Here is a 16,958-nt window from a genome sequence, read left to right on the forward strand (position 1 = left end):
AAAAAATATGAATCTACGTTCTATATATGCAACGTAGCTGATCTTCCAATCTACTAATAAGCTTCACCTTTAAACAAATTAAAAAATAGCTTTTGATTCATTTTAAAGCTGAAATGAATATGCTCTAATAGTTTAGATTTATTGAGTATTGATGCAGTGCAATGACCGAGCAAAAAACAGCTTTATCTCTACGTTACTATTTGAATTTAGAAGAGTCACAAGATGGATTTTCATTAGTGACTTTTGGGAAAAAGCAAATTACCCGTTTTCTAACACCTGCGATTAGTATCGCAATTATTATTTGGGGATTTTATTTAGGTCTCTCTGGTGTTGGTCGATATTATGTCGGGTTAGGCGTGTTTTTTCTGGTGATGCAAGTTCTGATGCGTTACTGGCTTTTACCGATGTTATTTAAGCGTCAATTTATTCGTTACCAGTTGGGAAAGAGCGAGCAGGGAATTGACTTATATCAAGATTATTTTGAGCTTTATGCCAATGGTCGTAAGCAAGTGATGCAATATGCGGATGTACAAACTTTTGCTAAAGGCAAATTGACTTACATGCTTGAGCTAAAAAATAAAACTGTAATTATTGTACCAAAGCGTGCTTTTGCGCAGCTTTCAGATCAAACCATATTTGAAAATACATTTAAGAAATAAATTATTGGAATTATTAGCCGCAACAACAAAGGAAGCCTCATGAATACACGTCCTTCAAAAATCGTTTGCGTGGGCAGAAGTTACGCCGATCATGTTAAAGAATTAAATAATGCTATGCCTGACAGACCTATATTATTTATTAAACCACCGAGTAGCTTGATTGGTTTAAATGACGGTATTTCATGGAATCCAGCTTGGGGCAGTTGTCACTTTGAGTGTGAATTAGTTTTGCGCATTGATCAGCCTTTAAAGGGTGAAACAGACCCTGAAAAAGCTTTAAAGGCGATTGGGGCAGTGACGTTGGGTCTTGATTTAACAATGCGTGATTTACAGAATGATTTGAAAAGTAAAGGTCATCCATGGGAGCGTGCCAAAGCTTTTGATGGTGCTTGTGTTTTGTCAGACTGGGTTGATACAAAAGAAATTACAAATTGGCAAGAGACCAAATTCACTTTCCATATTAATGATGAGTTGCGTCAAGATGGTAATACTGCACTGTTAATGTTTACTATTGGCGAACTGTTAACTGATATTAATCAGGTCTTTTCACTCGAACCGGGTGATGTGATTATGACAGGTTCACCAGCTGGGGTTGGTCCATTACACTCAGGTGATCAGTTGAAAATGACATTAAAAGGTGCAACGCAAGATTTTGTATGGGAAACTTTTGTGAAAGCCTAATCTGTTCTTAAAATGGACAATAAAAAAACCCTATTTTTTCAATAATAGGGTTTTTTTATTAGCTAGGAGATAGGGTATTTCTATTAATAAATAGCTCTATTTTCTATTTCTCTTCAAAAATTGTTGAGAGAGGAATCGAAAGCTTAGCAGCCAAATAATCGTTAGATTCGACCAAAGCAGGTCCAATTTTTTCCATCCATTCATCGTCATCATGTACATTTAGAACATCTTCCCGTAGTGGTAGCGGGTAAGGAAGAGCTGTAAAAAAACTCCAAAAGTCGACTTGAGATAAATTACGAGCAAGCACATATTCATCTTTATCTGTGCGTTTAATTAAATTCTGCTCCTCTAGTAAAAGCACATAAGCTGGCCAACGGCCAATTTCTCCACGGCCTAAAATTTCTAGAGCTTCTTTATCATTTACACTTTCACCGAGTTTCTGCTTTTTATAAAACAATTCAAGGATATCTAATAGCATTAAAACAGGGTGCCGTTTTTGTTCTTTACCTGAATGAAAGGCAGTTAAAGCAAAACTCACTTCTACACCTAGCAAAATAATATTCCAAGATAAAAAGACCCATAGCAGGAAAATGGGTACTGCTGCAAATGCTCCATATATGATTTCATAGCTAGTAAAGTTTGACATGATAAAGCTAAATAAATTTTTGAGTGTTTCAAACAATGCCGCACTTAAACATGCGGCAATTGCTGCCGAATATAGTGGAACTGTGCGATTGGGAATTGTCCAATATAAAATGAAAAAACCCAAAATGGTAAGAGCAAAAGAAATAAGCCAAAGTAGAAATGCACCATCAAGTTGATACCCCGTGAAGTTATTACTTAATAAGTTCATGGAAGCGACTGTAGATGAAATGACAAATGCACTTCCTAAGATAATCGGACCTAAGGAGATGATTGTCCAATAACGCATAAAGCCCATAATGCCACTGCGAGTTTCTTTAACACGCCAAATGCGATTAAAAACTGTTTCAATTGAGGTCAGCATTAAGACAGTAGTCACGAATAAAAACAGCACACCAATAATGGTTAAGTTGCTCGACTTCTCTGTAAAAGCATTTAGTGCTTTATCAAATGCGATCGTGCTCTTCGGTAAAAAGTTACTATAAATTAAATGTTGAAGCTGTTGTCTTGCTGGTTCTAAGGCTTTAATTGAAGAAATAATTACTAAAAAAACCGTTAACATCGGCACAACTGCAAATAGGGTTGTATAAGTGAGAGAGCCAGCTTGTTCACGGCACCGATCAGCTTCAAAACGCTTAAATACATATAAAACGAACTGAAACCAGGTTTTATTATAAAAAGGAAGCTTATTTAAAAAACGTTGTAACATGCGTCGTCTATCCCGATTTTTTTAATCATCATGTTGGGCAATTGATAGCTTATCAAAGTATGAGCTTAAACACTCAAATAGTAGATTAGAGCAAAATAATAACTTATAGAATTAAAGACATTCTGTAAGTTTACTATGCGCTATAGAAAGAATTGTAGCTATAAACTTTTTTCAAAAAAGTAGACTTTCTGTTGTCTGAGCATGGGTTTATCAAAAGTAGAAAAAACTGTTACTCGTCGAATTTGAGAAATTTGCTCGTGTTATCTTTGGTGCTATACCATCAATCACCTCTAGAATTTCATAAAATTGGTTGCGCCAAAAAAATAAAAAATCCCGTATAGTGTTCTTTTTAACAAAATTTATGAAACCGATGCAACCTTACATTCTTGTACTCTATTACAGCAAATATGGTTCTACAAAAGAAATGGCTCATTTAATTGCCAACGGTGTTGAGACTGCGGGTATGTCAGTGAAAATTCGGACAGTGCCAAATATTGCTCCAGTCGTCACCATCGCTGAGCCAAGCATTCCGGAAGAAGGCGATATCTATTGTACGTTAGATGATCTAGCGAATTGTTCAGGTTTAGCGTTAGGTTCTCCAACTCGCTTTGGCAATATGGCAAGTGAAATGAAATATTTTTGGGATCAAACCACAAGTCTTTGGTTGAATGGGGCATTACATAATAAACCAGCATGCGTTTTTACTTCGTCTGGTTCAATGCATGGTGGGCAAGAAAGTACTTTACTCACTATGCTACCGCCGTTATTTCATCATGGGATGATGATTATGGGATTACCCAACGCAATTCCAGCGTTGTCTAACACAAAAACAGGTGGAACGCCGTATGGAGCAAGTCATGTAAGTGGACCGCGTCATGACCAGAACTTAAGTCAGGACGAAAAGATTTTGTGTGAAGCTCAAGGCAAGCGTTTAGGCGAAGTCGCTAAAAAGCTTCTTACTGCACTGTAATTAAATAAAAAAAGAGCGGATTATCCGCTCTTTTTTATTTGTACAATTTATTCTTTTACAAAAGTAACTTTGCCATCCGTAAGGGAATGAACGCGTGCTAATGATTCAACACGGTAACCCTTTTCAAGCAATAAATCACGGCCCGGTTGGAATGATTTTTCAATTACGATACCCACGCCTACAACTTCTGCATTTGCTTGGTGAATTAAATCAATCAATCCCAATGCTGCTTGACCATTCGCCAAGAAGTCATCAATAACTAATGCTTTATCAGTTGAATGAAGGTGCTTGTTTGAAATCGCAATTGTACTTTCAGTTTGTTTAGTAAAACTAAATACTTTTGAGCGATATAAGTCATCTTTTAGCGTCAATGACTGATATTTACGAGCGAAAATTACAGGTACACCAAGTTCCAAACCTGCCATGATTGCAGGTGCAATACCTGATGCTTCAATGGTAATAATCTTGGTAATCCCTGCATCTTTAAAGCGAGCGGCAAATTCTTTACCAATCTGCTGCATGAGTACAGGATCAATTTGGTGGTTTAAGAAAGCGTCGACTTTCAAGACTTGATCAGATAGAACGATACCTTCTGTTAAGATTTTCTGTTCTAGTGCGTGCACGGGAGAATCCTCTAGACGGATGCTTTTAAAGCAAATGCGTATTTTAAAAAGCATCCGAAAAAATGCAAGCTTTAATTCGTCTTACCTGTATAACTTGTTAATAACAGGCCATAAGAAGTTTTACCATCAATATGGCTAACTTTAACTGGTAAATAATCTAGTTTTGGGGCTAACCAAAAGACTGTACTACGTTCAGGTTTTTTATGTTGTAAAACGACTTTAATGGTATCGAATGTGCCATAAGAGGTTTTAATTTTCTCATTACCTTGTTTTACAAATCGACGGTTTTCCACTTCTTTTGCATCTGCAAGTGGATAAGACGACTTCAGTGAACCATTCTTTAAGTCTTCACGCAGTTGTAACTCTGCGTTTAACTCATCAAGAACGCCTGCCTGCCAAGCAAATGAACGAGCTTTATCATCTTTCTTAGTAGAGATAGTTTTGCTATTTGGATTAAAGTTAATACTCATGGTGTTGTTATGAATCAAAATTTTGCTGGTACGGCTAAAACTTTGAGACCCAATTTTACCATTGGTGAAACTAAATTTACTTGTTTCACTTGCGGACGCAATTCCACCTGCTTTTGCAGTGAATTTATAAGTCCAGTTATTACCTTGTTGGCTTAAGGCACGTGTAGCCGACCCCATGCCTTTATTATTATAAGTAAACTGATAATTTGCCTGAAATGGGCTCATGGCAAGTGCATGGCTTGAGAAGCCTGCAAAAAGCAAAGTTGTTGAAATACCTGTTGCGATGCCAAACGATTTCAGAAATTTTGTTGCCATAAGTAAATATCCTTGTACAGACTAAAAATTCAGTGCTGATGCATCTGTAACTTAAACATATTATGCCTGTTGATCATGGAGAAAAAATCAGGATTTATGCTAAATGTGTAATCTATTTGTGTTTTTTGGCAGTTAATTCATCTTCATTTATAAACCGTTTATTCATCTTTTTGCTGAATTGGCGTTATTTCAGAATCTACGAATTCTTCTTCAAAATCGTCGTCCTGATCACGAGAAAGTAAGGCTGCTAAATTCACATTTCCAAATACAACTAACTCAGCTTCACGAACTCGTGCGTAATTTATATGTACTTTGCCTAATGTTTCGATGATGCTGGCTTTTTTGCCAAACCAACGGTTGAGATCAAGAAATATAAGTTCATCGCGTTCTTCTGCTACATTAAAACGTTCAAGAATCATCCCCAAAGGGTCTTTTTTCAAAATTTTATGGTAATAAAAAATTGCGGCTTTTACGGCGATCTTTTGCCAAAAGTTTTTATATTTCGCTTCAATAATTTGTGTATTACTAATTTGTTCAAAAACTAAAAGTTGCTGTTCTTTATTAAATTCCATCTGGATCAGTTTTAAATCAACCGATAGTGTGGTTTCTAAACCTTTTACATGCATGGTTGCATATAATCTTAACCAGTCATGATAAAGATCTGCATGTAGGTCATCTAAAAACTCAACATTATTGGTCACGTAACGTTGCAAAGTAGCATTCAGAAAGGTTTGCGATAATGTAAAATCTCTTTCTTCCTCAATGAATGCTTCTGCTTTTTTATAGACTTTTTGAAGGCGTCTGACTAATGAGGAAAATAGCGTTTGCATAAAAGAACTTCCAGAAGATAATTTACTAAAGAGCCCACACAATCTTTATTATGATAAAAAACGGGTTTTGATATTGCAGTGTAGCAAATTTACTTGATACATTTTGACAAAATGAAAATGGATAAAACCCTATATTTGAAGTGAATCACACTTTTATCCATATTTGAATATCAGTTTGTATTTTATTCGGTATTAAACCGTGGGGAAAAGGCATTTATATGCTTTTAAGATTATGTTGAACAAAAGAAGTTTATCCATAGAGCCTTTTCATTATTGGTGGCAAGACCGAGTCTTTATTGCTGCAACAATATTGGCAATCTTACTGCATATTTTTGTATTGCTCATTCACTTTGCCATGCCTAGCCCCTCAGAGCAATCTACTAAAGAAATTGCAATTTCAATTCGGCCAAGCAATGAGCCAGTTCACCAAGCAGATTTTTTAGCGCAAGCAGATCAGCAAGGCTCGGGCGCATTTCGTGAAGCTCATCGGACTTCTAGTGATACTCCAAATCCGATGCTCAATGATGCTTCAACTGGAGATACTGAGTTAGAAAGTTTGCAAAAGATTCATCAACAAAGAGAGCTTAAATTTGAAGAAAAAGTTTTAATGACGGTTTTGAGTTGGCAAAAACAAGCGGATGCAAGCCAAAGAAAAAAAGAACTAGAACAACTACAAAGTCAATTTCAAGCAAAAGCTGCTATGGTTGCAAGCCTTGAAGCACAATATTTACAACGCCAACAAGATTTCAGCCGTCAGCAAAAAATTAAAACAGTAGATGGTATTCAAGCAAAGAAAGATGCTTCAGCTATTTATTTAGAGAAATTTCGTGAAAAAGTAGAGCTTTATGGCAACCGTTATTATCCAGAAGAAGCGAAACAGCAGCAGTTAAAAGGTGAAGTTCGCCTTATGGTAATTTTGAATGCTCAAGGGGGAATTCGTGCAATTCGCTTGCTTGAAAGCTCAGGTCATCCAGTTCTAGATGAAGCAGCGAAGTCTTCAGTACGCCGCGGCGCACCATTTGGGCATTTTGATGCCAATATGAAAGATATTTCGGAGTTGCGTATTGTACGTACTTGGCGTTTTGACCCAGCTGAAGCTGAATTTGAGGTTCACTAATTAAAAAATGTGGATAACTTTTAGGATATCCACATTTTACTAATGATCACATTATTCCTGATAAGGGTTAGCAATATTGAGTTTTGCTAAAATTTCAATTTCTAAGCCTTCCATCTCTTCTGCATCTTCATCACTAGTTTCATGGTCATAACCAAGTAAATGTAAAACACCATGTACTAACAGATGTGCAAAATGATTTTGGGCAGTTTTCTTTTGTTCCAAAGCCTCTTGTAATACCACTGGAATACAAATAACTAAATCACCTAATGGTAAGGCATCTAGCATTGGTAGAACTTCTTCTGGAATATCACTTGGGAAAGATAAAACATTAGTCGGTTTATCTTTTTCTCGGTATTGCAAATTGAGTTCTTGGCTTTCGTCCAAATCAACGCAAGCAACCCCAATTTCACAATCTTCTTTATAACCAACGTGGCGTAAAGTAGTCTCAATAATTTTTTTGAGTTGAGCTCGTTTGAGCTCTAACTCAGGTGATTGAAAGTCTTGTTGTAAACTTAAACTGATTTTCAAAATGAATCCTTAAGCATCCTGATGTTGCAAGTCTGCTGCTGTATCGTTTTCAGCAACTAATGCTTCTTGACGTGCTTTGCGTTCAGCACGTGCTTCAGCATTAAGACGCTGTTGTTCACCATCCCAACCTTCATACGCTTCAACAATTTTTTGAACAAGTTGATGACGTACAACGTCACGGGAATGGAAACGGGTAATATGAATTTCTTTAATATTCTCGAGTACACGTAATGCATGTGCCAAACCAGATTGTTGGCCTCGAGGTAAATCTACTTGGGTAATATCACCTGTAATCACTGCACGAGAACCAAAACCTAAACGGGTCAAGAACATTTTCATTTGTTCTGGCGTTGTGTTTTGAGCTTCATCCAAAATTACAAATGAATGGTTAAGTGTGCGACCACGCATATATGCAAGAGGTGCAACTTCAATCACTTGACGCTCGATTAACTTAGCAACTTTTTCAAAGCCGAGCATTTCGTAAAGGGCATCGTAAAGAGGGCGAAGGTATGGGTCGATTTTCTGAGTTAAATCACCCGGTAAGAAACCTAGCTTTTCTCCAGCTTCTACAGCAGGACGTACAAGTAAAATACGCTGAATTTCGTTACGTTCGAGCATATCTACTGCGGCGGCAACTGCTAAATAGGTTTTACCTGTACCCGCAGGGCCAACACCAAAAGAAATATCGCTTTGCAAAATACGCTGTACGTAGCGTTTTTGATTAGCACCACGTGGGTTAATACGGCCTTTTCGAGTTTGGAAATAGACATCCATTGGTGCATCATGTTCATCCATTTCTTCTCCAACTAACTCGAAATTACGTTCAGTTTGCGAAGATTGAATTAACAGATGCAACAGATCTGCACTGATTTGCTGGGATACCTCAGACTCTTCGTAGAGTCGTTGCAATAATGCTTCGGCTCTCCCAACAGCATCTATTTCACCATCGATATGAAAAACATCTCCACGATGAGTAATTTTGACATCTAAACGCTGTTCAATTTGCTTAAGGTGCCCATTATAGGCACCCAAGATGCTCTTTAAACGTTCCATTGAAATTTCAGGAAATGTTACGGTACGTCGAATCGCTGCAGTCAAGAGAAAACCTTTCAGTAGACTTTAGAATACCTCTACATTACGCCACGTCAGGCTCAAGATTCAAGAGCTCACCGTAAACTAAATTTAAAGTTTTAATTTCAGTAATCTCAATCTCTGCAAAACGACCTACCCAAGAAGCATCACCTACAAAAGTGACTAGACGTGTATTATCGGCTGTGCCTAGTAAAATATTAGGGTCTTGGTCCGAAACTTTTTCAATAAGAACACGTTCAATTTTGCCAAGCATTGCATCAGTTTTTTCAATGCTAGACTGTTTAATCACTTTCTGAACTTGAGCTAAACGCTCTTTCTTAACGTGCTCAGGCGTAGTATCAGGCAAGTCTGATGCAGGTGTACCCGGACGTTTTGAATAAACAAAGCTATATGAATGATCAAAATCTAAGTCTTTGATAAATTGAAGTGTTTCGGCGAAGTTTTCATCAGTTTCACCAGGGAAACCAATAATAAAGTCACTCGATAAATGCATATCAGGACGTATTTTTCTTAATTTGGCAATCTTGTCGATATAAACATCAATCGTATGATTTCGCTTCATTGCCTGTAAAACATCGTTAGATCCACTTTGAACAGGCAAGTGTAAATGTGACACCATTTGAGGTAAATCTTCATAACACTGAATTAGCTCGTCAGAGAACTCAAGTGGGTGCGATGTTGTATAACGTAAACGTCCAATACCTGGAATTTCTGCAACGAGTCGTAACAATTCAGGGAAGGTACAGATACCACCTTCAAAGGTTTCACCGCGATATCCATTTACATTCTGACCCAGAAGTGAAATTTCACGCACACCTTTTTCCGCAAGACCTGCAATTTCTGCAAGTACATCATCTAATGGACGAGAAACTTCTTCACCGCGTGTGTAGGGAACTACACAGAAAGAACAGTATTTAGAGCAGCCTTCCATAATAGAAACGAATGCTTTAAAGCCTTCTACACGTGGTTCGGGCAAGAAGTCGAATTTTTCAATATCTGGGAAAGAAATATCAACCAGTTTGATTTTATCTTTTTTAGGTTTTTCTACTTGAGCATTATGTTGATCAAGCATTTGTGGTAAACGGTGTAATGTTTGTGGACCAAAAATCATGTCTACATAAGGCGCACGTTTTTGAATGTTGTCACCTTCTTGAGATGCAACACACCCACCCACACCAATCACGAGATCAGGGTTTTTGTCTTTTAGTTTGCGCCAGCGACCTAATTCACTAAATACTTTTTCTTGCGCTTTTTCGCGAATAGAACACGTATTCATGAGCAGAATGTCTGCTTCATTAGGGTTGGTCGTCAAAACGTAACCGTGAGAATCCCCTAAAAGGTCTGCCATACGGTGACTGTCATACTCATTCATTTGACACCCTTGAGTTTCAATATAAAGTTTTTTTATTGAAACATCAGTGGTGTGCGTTGGCTGGGTAACAGTGTTTTCTGAGGCAGCTTTGGCACCATTGGGAATGAAGGTTTGAACCGTCATGCAGGCTCCTAACAGATCGATCTAAAAAAGAATAAATTGGCCCAAAATGGGTCAAACCATCTATTATAGCAGTATTTGAGCTGAACCGATAACAGTAAACTTTCAGAACATGACACAGTTTTTGTGAAGTAAATTAGGTGAATTTTAATGATGTTGAATCATAGAGTTACATAACACAACAAAAGAAAGCACGAAGAATAATTAAACTATGCGTTGAAGGTGAATAGTCAGGGTTTAGCACATATATGAGACCAAGTAGAAAGAGCTCATCAATCCATAGTCGTGTAATGAAAAATAAATATATGCATCGTAGCTGGTTAGGAGCTATGTGTTTACTTGGTTGTTCATTTACCTATGCTGCCGAAGAGCAGTTTAATGATGCACTAAATGCTGCAAATAGTGGTAATACCGCGTTATTAGACCAATATCAGCTTGCTATGCAAAATGATGTGTTGGGATACTATCCAGAATATTGGAAACTTAATACGAACCTTGGCTTTCAACCTACTGCCTCTATCGTAAGCTTTGCTCAACGCTATCCACAATCAGCAATGGCTGAAAAATTAGCAGCCGATTATGTTGAAGAAAAAGTTAAACAAGCTGACTTTGCATCTGCACAACCCGTCTTATCTTATGTCACCAATCCTGACCAAGCCGAAAATTGTGCTTTGGCACAGGTGCGGGCGAAAAGCGGTGATGCATTAGTTTTTGCTGAATATAAAGATGTTTGGTTAGCAACTGAGTCACAACCAGAATCTTGCTTAGGTTTAGGGCGCATGATGTTATCTAGCCCTTTAATGAGCGCACAAGATAAACAACAGCGTCTATGGGTACAATTGCGTGCAGGTCTGTCTGGGCAGGCGCTCGCGACAGCACAAACTTTGGGCTTGAATCTTTCTTTAGCCCAGCTTAACCAAATTCAGGCCAATCCACTCAATTATTTATGGAGTGCGCCTAAAACAAATGATGCAGATTATGCTTATTTGATTTTCGCGTTAGGGCGTTTAGCTAATAATGACTTAAGTAATGCTTTTTCAAATGTGCAGCGTGTTGCCCAAGGTACGCCACAAAATGTACAAAAATATTTATATCGTACGGTAGCCTATATTGGTGGCACCACGGTAATGAAAAATAATTTTAATCGTGAAGTTCTTCAATATTTTGATGCAAGTTATGGTTATCCATTAAGTCCAGAAGAAGCCGAAATTTATGCGCGTCAGGCGATTCGTTTTGGGGCGTGGGAAAGTTTAATCCGCGCTATTGATAGTATGACGGTAACCCAAAAACAAGAAGACCGTTGGCAATATTGGCTTGCTCGGGCGTCAGAGCAGCGTGGTGATAGTGCTTCTAAAGCAACAGCACAACAAATTTATAGAAAACTGGCTCAGGCGGGTGATGACTATCATAACCTTTTAGCAAAAGATCGCTTAGGTGAGCGTTATAACCATCAACCTTATGATGATCAGCCAACGGCAAGTGATTTAAGACGTTTAGATCAGAATGTTCACTTTAATCGTGCTTTTACTTTAAGACGTATTAATGCAAATCCAACTTATACGAATCGAGAGTGGAATTGGGCAGTCCGTCAAGCTTATCTTCAGCATGACGATGGGTTACTTTTAGCTGCGGCAAAGCGTGCTCATGACATGGGGTGGTATGACCGTGCAATTTATGCAGCAGATCGTACAACAAATAAGCATAATGATACTTATCGCTATGTGACTCCTCATAAGACTAATGTCGTAAGTCATAGTTACAATGCAGGAATTGATCCTGCATGGGCTTATGGTTTAATGCGTCAAGAAAGTCGGTTTGTTACTTCTGCGCGTTCTCACGTTGGGGCGGGTGGTCTTATGCAAATTATGCCTGATACAGCGAAGTTGATTGCACGTCAAATGGGTGAAACTTATAATCCGGCTGCATTAAATGAAATGAATACTAATATTCGATATGGAACATTTTATTTGTCGATGATTCAGGGACAATTAAGCAATAACCCTGTTTTGGCGACAGCAGGTTATAATGCGGGGCCTAATCGGGCTAGACGTTGGCAACCGGATTATCAATCAATTTCGGCTGACCAATATACTGAGACAATTCCATTGTTAGAAACCAGAGATTACGTCAAGCACGTTATGACGAATGCAACACATTACGGCGTAATATTGGGTCAAGGCGCCCAGTCGTTATCGCAGCGTATGAAAGTCATTCCAATGCGTACGTCGCCTTAACTTTAAGGTAGTTGATGATGGATCTTCTTTTAATTGGCATATTCAAGTTTTAATTAAATGAAATATAGATATTTGGAACTTCATTCAATTTTGCAACTTGCATGGTGGCTCATCTGTGCGGGAGTAGGGTTGATGAGTTCCGTTTTACATGCCGAACCTGTTAATTTACAGGGGTATGTTATGCATGTGCAAATGACACCTGCTGCATGTGCATTAGATCCCTCTAAACAAAAACAACGTAAATGTCTTGAAGGATATTCACTGACAATTACAGGCCTCATGCCGGAAACAAACCAAAGTAACTGCTCAACAGACAGTTCTGCAACCTTGTCTCCATTGCAAGCTAAAGTCGTGGCTCGGGTTATGCCCGATAATAATGCTCGTGTACAGCTATGGAAAAGTGTAGGCGGATGCGTTCCTATGAATGCAAGCCAATATTTCCGTACTGTTATTAATTTTGCTGAACGTCTAAAAATTCCGGCTAGTCTTACAAGTTCAACAAATGTTGAAATGCAACAATCTGCGTTAAGACAGCAATTCATTCGCCTTAATCCGAGCTTACCTCAAAATGGTATTCGTTTTAGTTGTCAGTTATCGCGTTCGGATGTGGTCTTAACAGAAGTGAAAGTTTGTTACACGGTAAAAGGCCAATATAAACAATGTGCAAATCATGTAGTATCGAATTGCCCTGGTGAAATCATGATTAAAGGTAGTTACTAAAGGTGATGGTCATTTCGTAAGGAAATGCTCGCCATACATTGAATCTATTTATAAAGGTTAATTTGTATTTTCTATCAGACTTTTGGTGAAAATGAGTCGCTTTTACATGCATCTGCCAAATCTTTAGAGTACAATCTTTGCCGTTTATGATGATTTGGTTAGATGGAATTCCTATTTAGCCCGATTAAGGACACTCATTGGAGACAATTACATGAAGCAACCCGTTCGTGTTGCCGTGACTGGCGCTGCAGGTCAAATTGGTTACAGCTTATTATTCCGTATCGCAAGCGGTGAAATGTTAGGTAAAGATCAACCTGTTATTTTACAATTGCTTGAAGTTCCAGTTGAAAAAGCACAACAAGCGCTTAAAGGCGTAATGATGGAACTTGATGACTGTGCTTTCCCTTTATTGGCTGGCATGATCGGGACTGATGATCCGAAAGTAGCATTTAAAGATGCTGACTACGCATTATTGGTAGGTTCTCGTCCACGTGGTCCTGGTATGGAACGTGCTGACTTGTTAAAAGTTAACGGTGAAATTTTCATCGGTCAAGGTCAAGCATTAAACGAAGTTGCTAGCCGTAACGTTAAAGTATTAGTTGTAGGTAACCCTGCAAACACTAACGCTTACATCGCAATGAAATCTGCTCCAGATCTTCCAGCGAAAAACTTCACAGCGATGTTGCGTCTTGACCACAACCGTGCGTTGACTCAAGTTGCTCAAAAAGCTGGTGTTGCAGTTGCTGATATCGAAAACTTAACAGTTTGGGGCAACCACTCTCCAACAATGTATGCTGACTACCGTTTTGCAACTGCAAATGGCGAAAGCTTAAAAGACAAAATTAACGATCCAGCTTGGAACAAAGACGTATTCCTTCCAACTGTTGGTAAACGTGGTGCTGCGATCATCGAAGCGCGTGGTTTGTCTTCTGCTGCTTCTGCTGCTAACGCTGCAATTGACCATATGCGTGATTGGGCGCTTGGTACAAACGGCAAATGGGTAACTATGGGTATTCCATCTGATGGTTCTTATGGTATTCCTGAAGGCGTTATGTTCGGTTTCCCTGTTACAACTGAAAACGGTGAATACAAAATCGTTCAAGGTTTAGAAATCGATGAATTCAGCCGTGAGCGTATCAACTTCACTCTAAACGAGCTTGAAGAAGAACGTGCAGCAATTGCTGACATGGTAAAATAATTCATCAACTTGATGAGTTAAAAAAGCACTCTTTATAGAGTGCTTTTTTATTGAACCCTGAAAAAGGGGAACACAAAAAGCAACAAGAAAATATAGACACTATCATGCAAGTAAAAACGTTTTATTGTTAGATTAGTTAATAGATGATTTAAAAGAAGTTATAGGAGAATAACAATGTTTGAGCAGCAACCTACATTAGAGCTTTTATTTGATCAACTGGGTTTGGACTCAGATGAAGCAAGTATTGAAAATTTTATTAAGACACATCAATTGCCAGCCGAACAAAAATTACATGAAGCTTCTTTTTGGTCAAAGGGGCAAAGTGATTTTTTAAAAAGTCATTGGGAAAAAGATGATGAATGGATTGTGGTGATTGATGAACTGAATGAACAGCTGCATGAAGACAGCGTGAAAAAATAATTTCATAAAAAATAAAGCCTGTTTTACATGTAATACGTAAAACAGGCTTTATTACATTAAGGGTTTAGTGTGTTTTTACTTTTAATTGATTTTTATACCAGGGTTCATGACGAACAAGATCAAATACAGGTTGGCCATGAAGTAGTTCAAGATCACACGTAGACGTTGATAAATATTTAGTTAACCAATGTCGTGTTAGTGCTGATTCCTGTCGTGCTGCTGAAGCATAGGCCAAAAAGAAATAGATATCGGCATGCTCATGATGCGCTAAGGGCTTCAAAATTTGTTGAGTAATTAACGCAAAACGTTTTTCTTTATTTAATTCAAAATAAAGCATATAGGCTTTGGCTAAATGTAAAGACAAATTAAGATATAAGTTCAATGGCATTTCTTCATATTCCATACGAGCTTGTTCAAGCAAAACAATAGCTTCTTGTAAAAAATGAAGTTGCTCTTGGCGAACACGACTTAATACTACAAGTTGCATGCGTAACTCAGCGCGCTCTAAAGCAAGCTCAGGCGTATTTTCAGTCAAATAAAGTTGGTCTGTTTCACCAATTCGGTTCACAATTGTTTTACTTTCAATAGACATACGCCATCACCTTTTCTAATCAATAGCTTTTATATCGGGTTCATTTATCAAATTTAAAGAGTAAATTTTAAACCCAAATAGAATTTCCACTCCGAAGCCAAGCGGTAATAGAGAGTCTTTGTTGTTTTGAGGTTAATACTTCATGTAGTAAATCGCTTTGAAATATTACCAATCGATTGGATTCAGGGTTAACAATATGCCATTTTTCATTTTTATCTTGCAGTCGTAATTGTCCACCCCAATCTTCTTGCCATTCTGGGTGTAGGTAATAGACAGTTGACATCATACGATCATTTTTTTGTTGAGGATTGTCTCGGTGTAAAGCATAGAATTCACCCAAATTATAACGAGCAAAATGAGCTTCAACCTCTTTAATCCCTAAATAGAATGCTTGATTTAGACTCTGTGAAAATAAACTTAAAGTTTCAATATGTTGTTGAGCAATAGGAAGCTGATCGTTAATCCAAAGAATATGGTCACTACGAATATTACTAACTACGCCGTTTTGAATACCTGCTTCTCTAAATTCATCCATGTGATGGCTGCACTCATTGGCGACCTGAGCGCGATATTGATCAGGATAGGCATGATTTATAATGGCAAAGCCATGCGTATTTAAATCATCTAAAATTTGATCCAAATTCCATGAATCAGGAAGCGAGTGAGAGTGCATATAACCTCAGGTAGATCGTAAAAATATCAAGCAGCTCTATTTTAGATGATCACAACCTTACGAAAGAATATTTTTTTCATGTTAAACTATTTGTTGAATTGAGGAATTAAAGTCAACATGAATTACCGTCACCATTTCCATGCGGGCAACTTTGCAGATGTTATGAAGCATGTGCTTTTGCTACAGCTGCTCAACCGTTTAAATGCTAAAGATAAACCTTATCGTTATATCGATACGCATGGAGGGGCAGGCAAATATGATTTATCTCTGGCACCTGCACAAAAGTCTGGAGAGTTTCTCACAGGCATTCATCGTCTAGTTCAACTATCTGATATGGAAAAGCGTCAGGCACCTGAAGCGATCCAGCAATATTTGAAATTGGTTGAACAATTACGTTCTGAGGAAGGAAAGGGTAGTTATCCAGGTTCTCCTTGGTTTGCTTTGCAAGGCATGCGTGAAATCGACAAAGCGACTATATTTGAAATGCAGCGCGATGTATTTCAGCAATTACGTCATAACATTCGTGATAAACGTGCAGGTTTACATGAACGCGATGCATATGAAGGCTTGCTCGGTGTAATTCCGCCAAAAGAAAAGCGCGGTCTGGTTATGATTGACCCTCCTTACGAATTAGAACGTAAAGACTTTCCGCAATTAGTTGAACTTTTACTACAAGCTTATAAAAAATGGCCAACGGGCGTTTTTGCGGTTTGGTATCCAATTAAAGACCGAGCGATGATTGAACGTTTTGAAAAGAAAATGTTTAAAACGGGTATTCGCCGTCAGTTAGTTTGTGAAATTTGTGTATGGCCAGATGATACCCCTGTAGGCCTAAATGGTTGTGGTTTATTAGTGATTAACCCACCTTGGCAGTTCTCAGAACAAGCAGACCAAGCACTACAGTGGTTATTCCCGCATCTACGTATGCAAGAAACTGGTGGTCATGCTGCTGTTCGCTGGTTAGTAGGTGAGTAACAGTTAACTTAAATCAAT

At 38.1% G+C, this 16,958-nt stretch carries 18 protein-coding genes; 9 read left to right on the top strand and 9 right to left on the bottom strand.

The window, feature by feature from the left end:
- The first annotated feature begins 161 nt into the window (after positions 1 to 161).
- On the top strand, positions 162 to 659 hold the full coding sequence (locus HLV59_RS02325; protein ID WP_171429247.1) for a YcxB family protein: 498 nt from the start codon (positions 162 to 164) through the stop codon (positions 657 to 659).
- 39 nt (positions 660 to 698) lie between these two features.
- Positions 699 to 1,340, top strand: a complete 642-nt coding sequence (locus tag HLV59_RS02330) for a fumarylacetoacetate hydrolase family protein (protein ID WP_171429248.1) — start codon at positions 699 to 701, stop codon at positions 1,338 to 1,340.
- Positions 1,341 to 1,443: 103 nt separating this feature from the next.
- On the opposite strand, the gene HLV59_RS02335 is transcribed toward HLV59_RS02330, so the two are convergent.
- Positions 1,444 to 2,691: a YihY family inner membrane protein gene (locus HLV59_RS02335; RefSeq protein WP_016143545.1), complete on the bottom strand. Its 1,248-nt coding sequence runs from the start codon at positions 2,689 to 2,691 to the stop codon at positions 1,444 to 1,446.
- A gap of 361 nt (positions 2,692 to 3,052) precedes the next feature.
- On the opposite strand from HLV59_RS02335, the gene wrbA reads away from it, so the two are divergent.
- Positions 3,053 to 3,661, top strand: a complete 609-nt coding sequence (gene wrbA, locus HLV59_RS02340) for an NAD(P)H:quinone oxidoreductase (protein ID WP_171429249.1) — start codon at positions 3,053 to 3,055, stop codon at positions 3,659 to 3,661.
- A 47-nt stretch (positions 3,662 to 3,708) separates the two neighbouring features.
- Here the strand turns inward: wrbA and HLV59_RS02345 are convergent, their stop codons facing one another.
- The 3 genes from HLV59_RS02345 to HLV59_RS02355 all read right to left on the bottom strand — a co-directional run bounded on the left by HLV59_RS02345 (position 3,709) and on the right by HLV59_RS02355 (position 5,899).
- Positions 3,709 to 4,284, bottom strand: coding sequence for a xanthine phosphoribosyltransferase (locus HLV59_RS02345; RefSeq protein WP_002119547.1), 576 nt, complete (start codon positions 4,282 to 4,284; stop codon positions 3,709 to 3,711).
- Between the two features lie 71 nt (positions 4,285 to 4,355).
- Entirely contained in the window at positions 4,356 to 5,069 is a 714-nt protein-coding gene (locus HLV59_RS02350) for a DUF3108 domain-containing protein (protein ID WP_171429250.1), read from the bottom strand.
- A gap of 158 nt (positions 5,070 to 5,227) precedes the next feature.
- Positions 5,228 to 5,899 carry a hypothetical protein gene (locus HLV59_RS02355; RefSeq protein ID WP_171429251.1) on the bottom strand — a complete coding sequence of 224 codons (672 nt, stop codon included), beginning with the start codon at positions 5,897 to 5,899 and terminating at the stop codon, positions 5,228 to 5,230.
- 232 nt (positions 5,900 to 6,131) lie between these two features.
- Here HLV59_RS02355 and HLV59_RS02360 point away from each other — a divergent pair, with 232 nt between their 5' ends.
- Positions 6,132 to 7,016, top strand: a complete 885-nt coding sequence (locus tag HLV59_RS02360) for an energy transducer TonB (protein WP_171429252.1) — start codon at positions 6,132 to 6,134, stop codon at positions 7,014 to 7,016.
- Positions 7,017 to 7,067: 51 nt separating this feature from the next.
- On the opposite strand, the gene ybeY is transcribed toward HLV59_RS02360, so the two are convergent.
- The 3 genes from ybeY to miaB are packed head-to-tail and all read right to left on the bottom strand — an operon-like array spanning position 7,068 to position 10,131.
- Complete coding sequence (gene ybeY / locus HLV59_RS02365) at positions 7,068 to 7,544, bottom strand: rRNA maturation RNase YbeY (protein ID WP_171429253.1); 477 nt, start codon at positions 7,542 to 7,544, stop codon at positions 7,068 to 7,070.
- A gap of 9 nt (positions 7,545 to 7,553) precedes the next feature.
- Positions 7,554 to 8,642 (bottom strand): PhoH family protein, encoded by a 1,089-nt coding sequence (locus HLV59_RS02370; protein WP_002119513.1) that lies wholly within the window; start codon positions 8,640 to 8,642, stop codon positions 7,554 to 7,556.
- 37 nt (positions 8,643 to 8,679) lie between these two features.
- Entirely contained in the window at positions 8,680 to 10,131 is a 1,452-nt protein-coding gene (gene miaB / locus HLV59_RS02375; protein WP_002119558.1) for a tRNA (N6-isopentenyl adenosine(37)-C2)-methylthiotransferase MiaB, read from the bottom strand.
- Positions 10,132 to 10,418: 287 nt separating this feature from the next.
- Between miaB and HLV59_RS02380 the strand changes: the two genes are divergently transcribed.
- The 4 genes from HLV59_RS02380 (at position 10,419) to HLV59_RS02395 (ending at position 14,700) form a co-directional block, all read left to right on the top strand.
- Positions 10,419 to 12,362, top strand: coding sequence for a lytic transglycosylase domain-containing protein (locus HLV59_RS02380; RefSeq protein ID WP_171429254.1), 1,944 nt, complete (start codon positions 10,419 to 10,421; stop codon positions 12,360 to 12,362).
- A gap of 57 nt (positions 12,363 to 12,419) precedes the next feature.
- Positions 12,420 to 13,082 carry a ribonuclease T2 family protein gene (locus HLV59_RS02385; protein ID WP_171429255.1) on the top strand — a complete coding sequence of 221 codons (663 nt, stop codon included), beginning with the start codon at positions 12,420 to 12,422 and terminating at the stop codon, positions 13,080 to 13,082.
- Between the two features lie 211 nt (positions 13,083 to 13,293).
- Positions 13,294 to 14,280: a malate dehydrogenase gene (locus HLV59_RS02390; RefSeq protein WP_002119517.1), complete on the top strand. Its 987-nt coding sequence runs from the start codon at positions 13,294 to 13,296 to the stop codon at positions 14,278 to 14,280.
- A gap of 174 nt (positions 14,281 to 14,454) precedes the next feature.
- Positions 14,455 to 14,700, top strand: coding sequence for a DUF2789 family protein (locus tag HLV59_RS02395; protein WP_002119522.1), 246 nt, complete (start codon positions 14,455 to 14,457; stop codon positions 14,698 to 14,700).
- A gap of 64 nt (positions 14,701 to 14,764) precedes the next feature.
- Here the strand turns inward: HLV59_RS02395 and HLV59_RS02400 are convergent, their stop codons facing one another.
- Together HLV59_RS02400 and HLV59_RS02405 are read right to left on the bottom strand one after the other, a co-directional pair.
- Positions 14,765 to 15,292 (bottom strand): hypothetical protein, encoded by a 528-nt coding sequence (locus HLV59_RS02400; RefSeq protein ID WP_171429256.1) that lies wholly within the window; start codon positions 15,290 to 15,292, stop codon positions 14,765 to 14,767.
- Between the two features lie 67 nt (positions 15,293 to 15,359).
- Entirely contained in the window at positions 15,360 to 15,965 is a 606-nt protein-coding gene (locus HLV59_RS02405; protein WP_171429257.1) for a 2OG-Fe(II) oxygenase, read from the bottom strand.
- A gap of 117 nt (positions 15,966 to 16,082) precedes the next feature.
- On the opposite strand from HLV59_RS02405, the gene HLV59_RS02410 reads away from it, so the two are divergent.
- The gene (locus tag HLV59_RS02410; RefSeq protein WP_062850144.1) at positions 16,083 to 16,940 is read left to right on the top strand and encodes a 23S rRNA (adenine(2030)-N(6))-methyltransferase RlmJ; all 858 of its coding nucleotides are present in this window, start codon (positions 16,083 to 16,085) and stop codon (positions 16,938 to 16,940) included.
- Positions 16,941 to 16,958: the final 18 nt, after the last annotated feature.

Source organism: Acinetobacter lactucae (genome assembly GCF_013122135.1).
Taxonomy (GTDB): Bacteria; Pseudomonadota; Gammaproteobacteria; order Pseudomonadales; family Moraxellaceae; genus Acinetobacter; species Acinetobacter lactucae.